Raw genomic sequence first — 14,585 nt, forward strand, 5'->3', positions numbered from 1 at the left:
TTTAATGTATACCAGATGCCAGACGCAATGATCGTTTTTGCATGGCAGCATAAATGTGAGCGCAGCGCAGCATAAGTCAGGCCGCAGGCCTAGTGTCCTGTCTCCGAATTACCGCTCCATTTGCCTCACGCTCGCACGGTAATTCGGAGACATAAGGACACTAGAAAAATCAAAGCGCTAGTGTGGCTTATGTCTCGCAATTGCCTACGAGAGACTGGCCGCAAAGGCGGTAGGCAATTGCGAGACGCCACACTAGTGTCCCGGTTCCAACGTTCGTATCCCTTTGCAGCGAGCGCTGATGATCTGCTCCGGCTTGTGGTCGCCGAATCCGGGCTCGGTCGGCGCGGCTTCCCTCGCCGGCCAAAAAAAAGGGCCGCCTGGAGGCGGCCCTTGTCGGTTTCGAAGCTTGGCGACAGTCGTTTACTCGGCGGCGACCTTCTGCGGCGGATCCAGCGCGCCTGAATCGTGGATATCGGCGACCTGGTGATCCGAGAAGCCCAGCACCTCCTTGAGGATCTCGTCGGTGTGTTCGCCGAGCAACGGCGAGCGCGTCACCACGGTGGGCGACGCCGACAGCTTGATCGGATTGCCGACCGAGAGGTACTTGCCGCGCTCCGGATGATCGACCTCGACGAGCGTGCCGGTGGCGCGCAGCGACTGGTCTTCGGCGATCTCCTTCATCGACAGGATCGGACCGCAGGGGATGTCGACTTTATTGAGGATCTCCATGGCCTCGAACTTGGTCTTGGTCATGGTCCATTGCTCGATACGGCCGAAGATCTCGTTCAGCCGCGGCAGGCGAGCCTGCGGCTTGGCGTAATCGGGATGGGTCTTCCAGCCCGGCTCGCCGATGACGTCACAGATCTTCTCCCAGACCGGCGCCTGGGTGATGAAATAGAGGTAGGCGTTGGGATCGTTTTCCCAGCCCTTGCATTTGAGGATGCGGCCAGGCTGCCCGCCGCCGGAATCATTGCCGGCACGCGGCACCGCATCACCGAACGGAATGCCTTCGCCGTACTGGCTGTACTCCGTGAGCGGGCCATGGGCGAGGCGCTGCTGGTCGCGCAGCTTGACGCGGGCGAGGTTCAGCACGCCATCCTGCATCGCGGCGGTGACCTTTTGTCCCTTGCCGGTTTGCGTTCGGTGATAGAGCGCGGTGACGATCCCGAGTGCGAGGTGCAGGCCGGTGCCGCTGTCGCCGATCTGAGCGCCGGTGACGAGCGGCGGGCCGTCGCGGAAGCCGGTGGTCGAAGCTGCGCCTCCGGTGCACTGGGCGACGTTCTCGTAGACCTTGCAGTCCTCGTAGGGGCCGGGACCGAAGCCCTTGATCGAGGCGACGATCAGCTTCGGATTGATCTTCTGGATCGTCTCCCAGGGGAAGCCCATGCGATCGAGCACGCCGGGGCCGAAATTCTCCACCAGCACATCGCAGGTCTTCATCAGCGCGGTCAGAACTTCCTTGCCCTTGGGGTTCTTGGTGTCGAGCGTGATCGAGCGCTTGTTGTGGTTGAGCATGGTGAAATAGAGGCTGTCGACGCCGGGCACGTCACGCAGCTGGCCGCGGGTGATGTCTCCGACGCCCGGGCGCTCGACCTTGATGACATCGGCGCCGAACCAGGCCAACAGCTGCGTGCAGGTCGGACCCGACTGCACATGGGTGAAATCAAGAATGCGTACGCCCTTCAGCGCCTGTGTCATGGTCTACTCCGTTGAAGCCTGTATTGGTTTGACGTTCTCGCGTTGCGCGTTCCGGATGCCTGTCGAGCGGTCCAGACCGTCGCAAATTCGGAAGACGGTGCGGGAGCGGGCGGGCAGGCGCCCGTTCCCGGCATGATGCCGCGGACCTACTTCTTCTTCTTCTTGACCACGCTTTGCGGGTTGAGGTTGCCGATGCGTCCGCTCTCGGTGCCGGCTGCCGGGTCGATCGCGGCATTGATCAGGGTCGGTTTGCCGGAATCGAGCGCCTGGTCCACGGCTCGCTTGAGCTCGTCGGGCGTCGTGACATGGATGCCGACGCCGCCGAAGGCTTCCATCATCTTGTCGTAACGCGCGTCCTTGACGAATACGGTCGTGGCGGCATCGGCGCCGCCGCTCGGGTTGACGTCGGTGCCGCGATAAATGCCGTTGTTGTTGAAGATGACGACGCAAACCGGCAGGTTGTAGCGGCAGATCGTCTCGACCTCCATGCCCGAAAAGCCGAAGGCGCTGTCGCCTTCGACCGCCAGCACCGGCTTGCCGGTTTCGATGGCCGCGGCGATGGCGTAGCCCATGCCGATGCCCATCACGCCCCAGGTGCCGACGTCGAGGCGCTTGCGCGGCTTGTACATGTCGATGACGCCGCGGGCGAGATCGAGCGTGTTGGCACCCTCGTTGACCAGGATGGCGTCGGGACGCTCCTTGATCACCGTGCGCAAGGCGCCGAGCGCACCGTGGAAATCCATCGGCGCAGTGTTCTTCATCAGCCGCGGCGCCATCTTGGCGATGTTTTCTTCCTTCTTGGCGTTGATCGCGCCGGTCCAACCGGCCGGCGGCGACGGCCAGTTGTCGCCCATGCCTGCGAGCAGGGCAGAGACGCAGGAGCCGATATCGCCGACCACCGGGGCGACGATCTCGACATTGCTGTCCATCTCCTTCGGCTCGATGTCGATCTGGATGAACTTCTTGGAGCCCGGCTCGCCCCAGGTCTTGCCCTTGCCGTGGGACAGCAGCCAGTTGAGTCGCGCACCGATCAGCAGCACGACGTCAGCTTCCTTGAGCACGGTCGATCGCGCCGCGCCGGCCGACTGCGGATGGGTGTCGGGCAAAAGGCCCTTGGCCATGCTCATCGGCAGGAATGGAATGCCGCTTTTCTCGACCAGCGCGCGGATCTCGTCGTCGGCCTGGGCATAGGCCGCGCCCTTGCCGAGAATGATTAGCGGCCGCTTGGCGCCCTTGAGGACGTCGAGCGCACGTTTGATGGAGTTCGGTGCAGGAATCTGAGCCGGCGCGGCGTCGATCACCTTCACCAGCGACTTGGCGCCCGCCTCGGCAGTCATCACCTGCGAGAACAGCTTCGCCGGCAGATCGAGGTAGACGCCGCCGGGGCGGCCGGAGACCGCGGCGCGGATCGCACGCGCCACGCCGATGCCGATGTCGGCGGCGTGCAACACGCGGAACGCCGCCTTGCACAGCGGCTTGGCGACGGCGAGCTGGTCCATCTCCTCGTAGTCGCCCTGCTGCAGGTCGACGATCTCGCGCTCCGACGAGCCGCTGATCAGGATCATCGGGAAGCAGTTGGTGGTGGCGTTGGCGAGCGCGGTGAGGCCGTTGAGGAAGCCGGGCGCCGACACCGTCAGGCAGATGCCCGGCTTCCTGGTCAGGAAGCCGGCGATCGCGGCGGCGTTGCCGGCGTGCTGCTCGTGGCGGAAGGAAATGACGCGGATGCCGGCAGCCTGGGCGAAACGGCCGAGGTCGGTGATCGGAATGCCGGGCACGCCGTAGATGGTGTTGATGCCGTTGAGCTTGAGCGCATCGATGACGAGATGGAAGCCATCCGTCAGTTCCTGCTCTGCGGCTGAATGGGCGTCGATGCTCTGTACCACTGCGGACATTCCGGACGTCTCCCTCTACTTTCGTCTTTGTGGCCCGGCCTTCCGTGAGAGCATGATTGTGTTCGGAAAGCCCCGGCCCGTCTCAATCATGCTCTAGCTGAAGATCTCGTGGCCATGGGCCTCGACATAGGCCGCGAGCTTGAGCGTATGCTCGCGGGCGAGTTTCTCGGCGAGTTCGGTGTCGCGCTCCTCGAGCGCGGCGATGATGTCGAGATGCTCGGGCAGCGATTTCGCGATGCGTTCCTGCCGGCCAATGGTGAGCTGGCGATAGCCGCGCACGTGCAGCAGGATGTCGTTGGTCATCTCGACCAGCACCTGGGATTCGCTGAGCGCGAGCAGCGCCTGATGGAAGGCGATATTGGCCTTGGAGTATTCCTCGATGTGGTCCTGCGGCAGGCGGTCCTTGCCGAAGTCCTTGAAGAAGGTCCGCAGCGCCGAGATGTCCTTCTTGCGCGCGGTGGTGGTGATGAGGCGCGCCGCCATGCTCTCCAGCGCCGCCCAGGCGCGTATCATGTCGACGACTTCGGCCTTGCTTTTGCGCACCACGACGATGCCGCGGCGCGGCACGGTCTTGACGAAGCCGTCCTGCTCGAGCATGGCGATCGCTTCGCGGATCGGGGTGCGGCTGACGCCGAGCCGCTCCGACAGGGCGCGCTCATCGAGCATCACCGGGTCCGGCGTCGCATAGATGTCCATCTTGAGAATCGCTTCTTTCAAGGCGTCGTAAGCCTTGGTCTTGAAGCTCGTTTCGGGCGCGATCCGGACGATCGCGATATCCGCGTCTGCCATTGTCGGCTGCGCCTTGCTGGTCCTGGCCATGAATCGTTTCCCCCTGTGGCGTGCATGGGAACGATATCATGCGATCACGCCTGTGGTCTTGGCATGCCAGATGCCAGAATGTCAAGCGAGGCGCGTTGTCTCATTGCTATTGCGCTGCGGCAAAGCCGGGGTGCTGCGGCTTTGGCCTTGACAAAGGTGGCTCTTGGCATACCAAATGCCACGTCTTCGCCCCATCGGCCGGCTCCGCCACGATGGCTACGATTCGCGCGTGAGAGTGCCGTCCGAGGCTCGCGCGTTCGGCGCAAAGGACAAAAGGACGCGACAGGAGGAAATCAATGGCACAGGACGCAGCGCGCAAGATCGATCTGGGACATGAGGCCGCGGCGACGGTCCGCAGGGTGCTCGACGCGGTGAGGGCCGACGGCCGCACCAGTCTGACCGCCCCCGAAGGCAAGCTGGTCTGTGACGCCTATGGCATTCCGGTGCCGAAGGAGGGGCTTGCCAGGTCCGCGGCCGAGGCAGCCAGGATCGCGGGGGCCATGGGCTTTCCGGTGGTCATGAAGATCGTCTCGCCCGACATCCTGCACAAGACCGAGGCCGGGGGCGTCGTGGTCGGCGTCAAGAGCGCAGCCGATGCCGAACAGGCCTACGACACCATTCTGAAGAACGCCAAGGCCTACAAGGCTGACGCCAAGGTCGAGGGCGTGCAGGTGCAGCAGATGCTGCAGGGCGGCACCGAGGTCATCGTCGGCTCGATCACCGACGGCTCCTTCGGCAAGCTCGTCGCCTTCGGCCTCGGCGGAGTCCTGGTCGAGGTGCTCAAGGACGTTACCTTCCGCCTCGCACCGGCGACGCGTGATGAAGCGCTGTCGATGCTCGACGGCATCCAGGCAGCGGAGATGCTGCGCGGCGTGCGCGGCGGCGACCCGGTGAATCGCGACGCGCTCTCCGACGTCATCGTCAAGGTATCCCAGCTCGTCAGCGACTTCCCGGAGATCGTCGAACTCGACCTCAACCCGGTCTTCGCCACCAGGAAGGATGCGATCGCCGCCGACGTGCGCATCGTCGTCGATTTCGATTACAAGCCTCGTCCGGCGCCGCGCTCAAACGAGGAAATCGTCGCCGCGATGAACCGCATCATGATGCCGAAGGCGATCGCGGTGATCGGTGCCTCGGCCGAAGACGGCAAGATCGGCAATTCGGTGATGAAGAACCTGATCAATGGCGGCTATAAGGGCGCGATCTATCCGATCCACCCCAAAGCCACCGAGATCCTGGGCTACAAGGCCTACAAGAGCGTCAAGGATGTGGCCGGCGTGATCGACACCGCAGTGTTCGCGATCCCCGCCAAGTTCGTTGCCGCCGCGCTCGTCGAATGCGGTGAGAAGAAGATCCCGGGTGCCGTGCTGATTCCATCGGGCTTCGCCGAAGCCGGCGCACCGGAACTGCAGGCCGAGATCGTCGAGGTCGGCAAGAAGTACGACATCCGCCTGATGGGGCCGAACATCTACGGCTTCTACTATACGCCAGCCAATCTCTGCGCCACCTTCTGCACCGCCTATGACGTCAAGGGACACGCTGCGTTGTCGTCGCAGTCCGGCGGCATCGGCATGGCGATCATCGGCTTCTCGCGCTCCGCCAAAATGGGCGTCTCGGCCATTGTCGGTCTCGGCAACAAGTCGGACATCGACGAGGACGATCTGCTCGCCTTCTTCGAGCAGGACCCCAACACCAACCTGATCGCCCAGCACTGCGAGGACCTCAAGGACGGCCGCGCCTTCGCCGAGGCGGCCAGGCGGGTCTCCAAGAAGAAGCCGGTGGTGGTCCTCAAGGCGGGCCGTACTTCGGCCGGCGCCAAGGCTGCCTCGTCGCATACCGGCGCGCTCGCAGGCAACGACAAGATCTACGAGGACGTGTTGAAGCAGTCCGGCGTGATCCGGGCGCGCTCGCTGCGCCAGCTGCTCGAATTCGCCCGCGGCGTGCCGGTGCTGCCCACCCCCAAGGGTGAGAACGTGCTGATCATCACGGGCGCCGGCGGATCGGGTGTGCTGCTGTCCGACGCGGTGGTCGACAACGGCATGTCACTGATGGCGATGCCGCCGGATCTCGACGCTGCGTTCCGCAAGTTCATTCCGCCGTTCGGCGCGGCCGGAAATCCGGTCGACATCACCGGCGGCGAGCCGCCGATCACCTATGTCAACACGGTGAAGCTCGGATTGTCGGACGATCGCATCCACGCCCTGATTCTCGGCTACTGGCACACCATCGTCACCCCGCCGATGGTCTTCGCCCGCAACATGGTCGAGGTGAAGAAGGAGATGGAGGCCAAGGGCTTCGTCAAGCCGATGGTGGCCTCGCTGGCCGGCGACATCGAGGTCGAGGAGGCCGCGGAATATCTCTACCAGAACGGCATCCCGGCCTATGCCTATTCCACCGAATTGCCGGTCGAGGTGCTCGGCGCCAAGTACAAGTGGGCGCGCGGCGCCGGCCTCCTGTAAACGACGATTGCTGCGTCCGCCCAGCATCTGCCGGGCGGACGCAGACCTTTGGGTTGCGACCTTCACCTCCCGACCAAGATGCGAGGTGGCGATGGCGAAAGACATGATCCGGCGCAAGACCTCACATTCCTGCGGCGCCACAGCTTCGCGGTGCAGGCGCGGCCCTATCTGTGGAAACTGCGCAACCTGAGCCGTGAAACCGCCAACCTTGCGGTTGTCGACGACGGTGCCGTGATCATCGTCAATCGGGTGGAGAGCCGCGAAATCATGCGCTGAGTTACCAGCGTCGGCGGCCGTGCCCCGAGGGGCCTGCGGTCTCGGCAAGGCGGTGCTGTCGACCTATCCGGAGGATGGGGCGCCATAAGGCATGCTTCATGCGACGCGTCGGACGGTGCCGTAAACGATTCCCTTCTCCTTGAGCCAGCGCCGATACGCGACCGATGAGCCGTCGGCGCGGGTCGGAATTTCGGCGCGGGGCTCGAGCGGCAACAGCAGCGGCCGCTGGTTCTCCAGGATAATGCGATCCTGCAGGAAGATCAGCTGTTGAAACTGGACGAGCTCGGCGAGCTTCGACTGGTCGTCGATCAGGAACATCACGGGATGTGCCCGGCAGAGATCCTCAGCGAGCGGCTGAACGAACAGGCAGATCACGTCCCAGCGGTTGGCGGCGTTCGGGCAGGTCTTGTACAGGATCGTCACGAAAGGCGAAGCGACACGATACATGTATTGGGTGACGATCCCGTCGGTCGCCGACAGCGCTGCCTGCGGCTGGTAGAACTGACAGTCGGTCGCCCAAACCTCGTCGACGTCGCGGCGGATCTCGGTCGCGTAGTGCAGCACTTCAGTCTGCGGTTCCGCGCCGAGAATATCGGTGTGAACGAAAGGAAAATGCGCCATATCGAGGAAATTCTCGACAATCCGCAATCCTGACGAACGGACCGATATCGCGCCGCAGAGCACGTGACGGCGGTCGGACTCGTCGGCCTCGGGAATCGGTAGCACATCGCGATCGGGGCTGCCGAGGCTTAGCCAGAGATAGCCGTAACGCTGCCGCGTCGGCAGGGGCTCGCGCGTGCCAGCGAGGGTGGCGACGATCGTGCCGTCGCCGGATCGGCGGGTGACGATATCGGCGTCCAGAAGGCGGTGTTGCTTGGGTCCTTCGGGAATGTCGATCAACGGATCGATGACGTACCATTGATCAAGTGTCCCCGGTTCGATGATGCGGCGCATGGCGTTCGCTTCCTTGTGCGGCGAGGTCGGTCCGGCCTATTGCCGATAGATTCGCCTTATCACTTTCGCATGGGCGGCCAGTGCGGCCTCGACGTCAAAATCGAGGAACTCGCCGCGGCTGATGATCTCGCGCCCGTTGATGAAGGAATAGTCGACCTTGAACGGACCGCACATGATCATCGCCGCGAGCGGATCGCGCTGTGTGCCGGACAGTCCAAGCTGGTTGAGGCGGACGGCGATGAAATCGGCGCTCATGCCGGGTGCCAGATGGCCGACGTCGTCGCGGCCGAGCAGTTCGGCGCCGCCACGGGTCGCCATAACCAGGGACTCGCGCGCCGAGAGTGCCTTCGGGCTGCCGCCGAAGCCGCCACGGCCGCCCGGCGCTTCCGAAAGATAGCGGTTCGGCGCGACACGCTGCAGCATCTGCGCCAGCCGGGCTTCGAGGAAGAGGTTGGAGGTGTCGTTGGAGGCAGAACCGTCGACCCCGAGACCGCACGAGACGCCGGCATCAAGCATTTCGCGGATCTTCGCGATTCCCTGGCCGCATCTCATATTTGCCGACGGGCAATGCACCATGCCTGTGCCGGTTTCAGCGAACTGCCTGATCTCGTCGCTGTTGAGGAAGATGGCGTGGGCGAACCAGACGTCCGGCCCAAGCCAGCCGACCGAAGCTGCGAATTCTACCGGGCGCATACCGTAGGTCTTTCGGCAGTAGACCTCTTCATCAAGCTCTTCGGCAAGGTGGGCGTGCAGGTGTACGCCGGCATGGCTGCGGGCAAGCTGCGCCGCCTCCTTCATCAGTCCGGGTGTCACGGAGAACGGCGAACACGGTGCGAGCACGATGCGTGTCATCGCGTGCCGACTGCGATCGTGATGTGTCTGGATAAGGCGCTCGGCATCCTTGAGGATGTCTTCTTCGCGCTCGACGCATCGATCGGGGGGCAATCCTCCCTGGCTCTGGCCGCGCGACATCGCGCCGCGCGCGGCATGAAATCTCAGCCCGATATCCTGGGCTGCGGCAATGGTCGAGTCGAGCCGGACGTTATTGGGCTGGATGTAGAGGTGGTCGGAGCTCGTGGTACAGCCGGATGCGATCAATTCAGCCATGGCGACGCGAGCGCTGATATGGATCGCTTCGTCGTCCAGCTCCGCCCAGATCGGATAGAGTGTGGTGAGCCAGACGAATAGTTCGTCGTCCTGCACCATCACCCGAGTGAGGTTCTGGTACATGTGGTGGTGGGTATTGACCATCCCCGGCATCACCAGATGACCGCCGAGATCGAGAACCCGATCAGCCGACAAATGTGCCAGCTCCGACGTGGTACCGACCGCTTCGATGACGTTGCCGCGCACGAACAGTGCACCGTCCTTCAGCTCGCGCCGGGCATCGTCGAACGTGGCGAGATGGTCGATATTCTTGACGAGGAGTGTGTTCATGGTCACCGGAGGTCGCGATGGTAGGGAACGCCGAGCGCTGCAGGGGCGGCCATCGCCAGCCGCATGCGCCGCCAGGCAACGACCGGCACGATGATGAAGGCGATCGTGCCGAGGTAAGGAAGCATCGACAGGATTGGTGCCGCGACCGGCCAGTTGCGCGCCTGTCCGACAAACCCGAGCGAGGTGATGACGCCGAACAGCAGTGCGGCGAGCACCGCATTGAGCGGACGATAGCCCGCGAAGATGACCAGTGCCACGGCGATCCAGCCTCGGCCGGCGACGACGCCTTCGGACCATGATGGCACAAAGGCCAGGGTCAGATAGGCGCCGGCGCCAGCGGCGAGAGCCGCACCTGCAGCCACATACCAGAACCGGATCTTTTGTACGGCGATTCCTGCAGCGTCGGCCGCAGCCGGATTTTCACCGACCGCCCGCAGGTTGAGGCCGTGCCGGGTGCGGAACATCAGCAGATGAATCAGCGCCGGTAGAACGAAGTAGGTGAGATAGACGAGCACGTTCTGCGAAAACAGCGCACGGCCGATCAGCGGAAGAGAACTGAGATACGGCAGCTCAAATGGCGCGAAGACGGCCGGCGCCGGCATTCCGGAATAGGCCCTGCCGATGGTTGCCGCAAATCCGGTGCCCATCAATGTCAGCGCGAGCCCGCACAGCACCTGGTTGGCGCGGACCTGGACGACGATGGTGGCGAACACCATCCCGACGGCAAGACCGACGATGAGGGCGAGGACAAAGCCGGCCGCGGGGCTGCCGGTCGTCACGACGGTTGCGATGGCGGTGATCGCGCCAAGCGCCATCAGGCCTTCCACCCCCAGATTGACGACGCCCACGCGCTCGGCCAGTACCTCGCCGAGCGCGGCGAGGGCCAGTACGCCGCCCGCGAGGATAGAGGTCTGCAACATGCTGGTGATCAGGTCCATCGATGTTGCTCTGTCATGATTCGGCGGGCCGGGCGCGGACGAGCCGGAAATGCGCGAGCTCGTCACCGATCGCAGTGAAGAACAGTATCAGGCCGGTGATGGCGAGCACCGTCGAGGTGTTGACCCCCTGAGTCTGCAGGACGATTCCGGAATTGAGAATCACCGCCATCAGGGCGGCGGCGGCGATCACGCCGACGCAGGAGCCGCGGGCAAGCACCGCGACCATGATGCCGAGATAGCCGAAATTATTGGAGATGCCGCCCTGCAGCCGATGCACCGTGCCCGCGACTTCAAGCATACCGGCGACGCCCGCGATTGCGCCCGACAGCAGCATCACAGCGACGAGACGGCGGCGGAAGGGGATGCCGGCATAGGCAGCTGCCTGCGGATTTGAACCGGCGATACGGACTTCATATCCCCATTTCGTGAAGCCGAGCGTCGCTGCCACGACGAGGCAGATGACGATGGTGAGGGGGAAACCCCAATGGATCAGGCCCCAGAATTCCGGCACGTCGTGGACGAGGCGCGCCGTGGTGGCAAGCGCATGGCCGCCGGGGTCGAGCCAGGGGCCGGTCGAGACATAGTAGACGAGCAGGGTGGCAACGAAATTCAGCAACAGCGTGGTGATCAGTTCACTGACCTCCGCAAAGGCGCGGGCCAGGGTCGGAATCAGGATCCAGACGAGCCCGCCGGCGGCGCCGGCGACGAACATCAACGGCAGCATCAGGACCGTCGGACCAGGAATGAACAGGGCAACGCCGCTCGCGGCAAAGGCGCCCGCGTAGAACTGCCCGTCCGCGCCGATATTCCAGGCGCCGATGCGCAGTGCCACCGCGACGGAAAGGCCGGTGAGGATCAAGGGCGTGAGCAGGAGGCCGACATCCTCCAGGCCAAAGTCGGAGCCGAATGTCGAACGTAGCACCTGACCTGCGAGGTCAAGCGGCCGGGCGCCACCGGCGGCCAGCAGCGTTCCGGCGGCGGCGAGCGCCAGGGCTACGGCGGCAACGCGCGCGACGATTGCCGCGGCGGGAGAGGAGGATGGCAGGCGCTGTAGTCGGAGGGCCACGATCAGTCTCCGATGGCCTAGCGCTGCGACGGGGTGATGCGCTGGCCCCCCATCATTAGGCCGATCTGTTCGATCTGCGCCGTGGCCGTATCGATGACGCCCATGATCTCGCCATGGAACATCACGGCAATCCGATCCGATAACTTGAGGAGTTCCTCCAGCTCCTCGGAGATCACCACGAGACCGACACCGGAGTCCCGCAGTTCGATGAAGTAGCGCATCATTGCATTGATGGCACCGACGTCGAGGCCACGGCTCGGGTATGCCGCTATCAGAACGCGACGGGCAATGCGCATTTCTCGACGGGCGACGAAGCGTTGCTGGTTGCCGCCGGAGAGGTTGCGGATCGGCATGGCGAAATCGGGTATCGTGACCGAAGCGGCTGTCGCAATGGCCTTTGCCAGCGCCAGAGCTGCATGGGGCCGGAAGGCGCTCCTCACCGAAACCGGCGGCCGACCGTATTCCCGGATCGCGCCGTTGTCGGTCACGCTCAGCGCTGGCGCGAGGCCGCTGTGTAGCCGGTCTTCCGGAATATGGCCGACGCCGAAGCCGGAGATATCGGCAGCGCTGGCGGATGAGAAGTCCCGTCCGTCGATGCTGATCGCGCCGGAAGCGATGCGTCGCATCCCGGTGAGGACCTGGCTCAATTCCTTCTGGCCATTGCCGGCGACGCCGGCGATGCCGAGGATCTCTCCTGGAGCGAGATCGAGCGAGACGCTGTTCAAGACGATATTGCCGAGGTTGTCGCGAACCGTTACATCGCGAAGCTGGAGCATGGTTTTTTTGGAAGCGGGAACCGCGGCGCTGCTGCGGGCGCGCAGATCCTCGGTCGTGAAGTCATGGCCGACCATCAGCCTCGCCAGCATCCGTTGGTTGCAGTTTCGCGTCTCTTCCGTCGTCACCCGGCGGCCGCCGCGGAGCACCGTGATGCGATCCGAGATTTCCAGGACTTCATCGAGCTTGTGGCTGATGAAGATCACGGCGTTGCCGTGCGAGACGAATTCCTTCAGCGCCTTGAACAGTTCATGAGCTTCGGCAGGCGTGAGCACTGCGGTCGGCTCGTCCAGGATGAGAACCCGGGCCTTGCGCGCCAGCACTCGGAGAATTTCGACACGCTGCTGTTCGCCGGTGGACAGTTCGGCGATGCGAACCCCGGGGCGGACCGGCAGATTGAGCGAGGCTGCCAGCCTTTCCGTGCGTAATTCCAACTCCTGCGCACTGATCCGGCGCGGCGTTTCCGACCAGCCAAGATGCACGTTCTCCGCAACGGTGAAAGCCTTGACCAGCCTGAAGTGCTGGTGAACCATTCCAATCCCGGCCGCGATGGCTTCCACCGGTGACGCAAAGGTCTTGAGATATCCGTCGATGATGATCTCGCCTGCATCGGGCTGGTAGATGCCGGTGAGGATATTCATCAATGTCGACTTCCCCGCGCCATTCTCGCCGAGCAGCGCGTGGATCTCGCCCGGCTGTACGTCGAGATCCACGTTCTGGTTGGCGATTACGCCGGGAAAGGACTTGGCGATGCCCTTCAGCAGCACGATCGGCGGCGTTCCAGGCGCCGGGCGCAACCGCGATGTGATGTCGGGCATCGCGTTCATCCGAGACATCGAGGTCAGAGCCCGGTCACGCCGGCGATCGACCAGTCCCAGTTGTAGAGCTCCTGCTCGGTCATCTTGTGGCCCGCCGCGACCTTGACATTGCCCTTGGCGTCCTTGATCTCGCCGACGAATGGCGACCACCCGGCCAGGATCTTGTCCCGTACGGCGTCCGCCTGCTTGCGGACCTCTTCGGGAACCGTCTCGCCCCAGGCACCCCTGTCGACGCCGACGCCCATCGACAGGATGGTGCTGGATGGCGTCCATGTGCCGACAAGGCGTTTTCGGACCTCTTCGACGTAATACTTTTTGAAATCGACCACGATCGAGCTGATGTAGCCTTTGGGGCCGTAGCGGCGGATATCGGTGTTCCACATGACCGCTTTGGCGCCGCGTTTCTCGGCAACCTGCAGATAGCCCGCTTCATCCATGATGCCGAAGAGCAGGTCGCAGCCGTTGTCCAGCAGGGCGGTTCCAGCCTGTGTCGCAGCCTGAGGGTCAAACCAGGAGTTGATCGTGATGACCTGGATGGTGGCGTTGGGATTGACCGAGCGCGCGCCCATGAGGAAGGCGTTGGTGCCGGAGAAGACGGACGGCACCGGAAACGATGCGACATAGCCGAGTTTGCCGGTCTTGCTCATCAGTCCCGCCGCGACGCCCGTGACATAAGTGGGATACCAGTGCGCCACGTAGTAGGAGCCGAGATTGTCGAGCGGGTTGCGGCCGTCGCACTCAAAGAAGGCGACCTTGGGTGACCGTTTGGCGACGTCGTACAGGAAGTCACCGTAGTTCGAGGTCGCGAACACCATGCAGGCCCGCTCCGAGATGAACTGGCGGAAGGTCCGCGTCGCGTCGGCGGAATAGGGAATGCTTTCGACGAACAGCGTCTTGAGCTTGGGGAAGGCAGCCTGCACAGCCTTCATGCCCTGATCGTGACTCCACGTCCAGCCTTCATCGGTGACGGGACCGGTGTGGCCGAACGCGATCACGGCGTCCTTTTCATCCACAGGCAGCAGCGGCGCAGCGGCTCTTGCCGGCACGATCCAGCCTGGTGGCAGAAGTAGCGAGCTGCCTGCGGCGGCGCCGATATTGAGAAAGCCGCGACGAGAAAGGGTGCGGAGATCGGACATAGGTGACTTTAACCTCGTTGTGTTTGAGCCCGCGACGCCTTGAACATCGACGTTGTGCCGCTGTCGAAATCGTCTCGGGGCACATCGGGCGTTGCCGATTGCCTCCCCTTCATGACTTTCATCAGCAGCCGGCTGATTACCTTAGCAATCTCCATGCCGGCCATCGGCAACGTTCGGCGTCGAGGGCTGATCCTGCCGCAAGGCGGCGCTCGCTCGGTCAAGACGCGACGAACGCCTCGTCGCTGAACTGTGCAGAATCGCGTCAACCTCCGTCCCGAACTGAGCCGCATCAGTCTGTCGGGCCTCGGCTGTTTCGAA

11 protein-coding genes are annotated in these 14,585 nt (G+C 63.7%); 2 read left to right on the plus strand and 9 right to left on the minus strand.

What is annotated here, in order from left to right; translation table 11 throughout:
- Window positions 1-420: 420 nt before the first annotated feature.
- The 3 genes from frc to DB459_RS16550 form a co-directional block, all read right to left on the minus strand.
- Complete coding sequence (gene frc / locus DB459_RS16540) at window positions 421-1,698, minus strand: formyl-CoA transferase (protein WP_253706334.1); 1,278 nt, start codon at window positions 1,696-1,698, stop codon at window positions 421-423.
- Window positions 1,699-1,844: 146 nt separating this feature from the next.
- The gene (gene oxc / locus DB459_RS16545) at window positions 1,845-3,590 is read right to left on the minus strand and encodes an oxalyl-CoA decarboxylase (protein WP_253706336.1); all 1,746 of its coding nucleotides are present in this window, start codon (window positions 3,588-3,590) and stop codon (window positions 1,845-1,847) included.
- A 93-nt stretch (window positions 3,591-3,683) separates the two neighbouring features.
- A complete protein-coding gene (locus tag DB459_RS16550; protein WP_253706338.1) occupies window positions 3,684-4,409 on the minus strand; it encodes a GntR family transcriptional regulator in 726 nt (241 codons plus the stop codon).
- 296 nt (window positions 4,410-4,705) lie between these two features.
- Between DB459_RS16550 and DB459_RS16555 the strand changes: the two genes are divergently transcribed.
- Together DB459_RS16555 and DB459_RS16560 are read left to right on the plus strand one after the other, a co-directional pair.
- Entirely contained in the window at window positions 4,706-6,868 is a 2,163-nt protein-coding gene (locus DB459_RS16555) for an acetate--CoA ligase family protein (RefSeq protein ID WP_253706340.1), read from the plus strand.
- Window positions 6,869-6,946: 78 nt separating this feature from the next.
- Complete coding sequence (locus DB459_RS16560; RefSeq protein WP_371926763.1) at window positions 6,947-7,144, plus strand: hypothetical protein; 198 nt, start codon at window positions 6,947-6,949, stop codon at window positions 7,142-7,144.
- 96 nt (window positions 7,145-7,240) lie between these two features.
- Here DB459_RS16560 and DB459_RS16565 read toward each other — a convergent pair whose 3' ends face one another.
- The 6 genes from DB459_RS16565 to DB459_RS16590 are packed head-to-tail and all read right to left on the minus strand — an operon-like array spanning window position 7,241 to window position 14,267.
- Entirely contained in the window at window positions 7,241-8,098 is an 858-nt protein-coding gene (locus DB459_RS16565) for an aromatic ring-hydroxylating dioxygenase subunit alpha (protein WP_253706342.1), read from the minus strand.
- A gap of 36 nt (window positions 8,099-8,134) precedes the next feature.
- A complete protein-coding gene (locus tag DB459_RS16570) occupies window positions 8,135-9,535 on the minus strand; it encodes an 8-oxoguanine deaminase (protein ID WP_253706344.1) in 1,401 nt (466 codons plus the stop codon).
- 2 nt (window positions 9,536-9,537) lie between these two features.
- Window positions 9,538-10,473 (minus strand): ABC transporter permease, encoded by a 936-nt coding sequence (locus tag DB459_RS16575; protein ID WP_253706346.1) that lies wholly within the window; start codon window positions 10,471-10,473, stop codon window positions 9,538-9,540.
- A 13-nt stretch (window positions 10,474-10,486) separates the two neighbouring features.
- Window positions 10,487-11,539: an ABC transporter permease gene (locus tag DB459_RS16580; protein ID WP_253706347.1), complete on the minus strand. Its 1,053-nt coding sequence runs from the start codon at window positions 11,537-11,539 to the stop codon at window positions 10,487-10,489.
- A 17-nt stretch (window positions 11,540-11,556) separates the two neighbouring features.
- Entirely contained in the window at window positions 11,557-13,131 is a 1,575-nt protein-coding gene (locus tag DB459_RS16585; protein WP_253706349.1) for an ABC transporter ATP-binding protein, read from the minus strand.
- A 23-nt stretch (window positions 13,132-13,154) separates the two neighbouring features.
- A complete protein-coding gene (locus DB459_RS16590; protein WP_253706350.1) occupies window positions 13,155-14,267 on the minus strand; it encodes a BMP family ABC transporter substrate-binding protein in 1,113 nt (370 codons plus the stop codon).
- Between the last annotated feature and the right edge of the window lie 318 nt (window positions 14,268-14,585).

The sequence above is a fragment of the Bradyrhizobium sp. WD16 genome (assembly GCF_024181725.1).
In the GTDB taxonomy this organism is placed as follows: Bacteria; Pseudomonadota; Alphaproteobacteria; order Rhizobiales; family Xanthobacteraceae; genus Bradyrhizobium_A.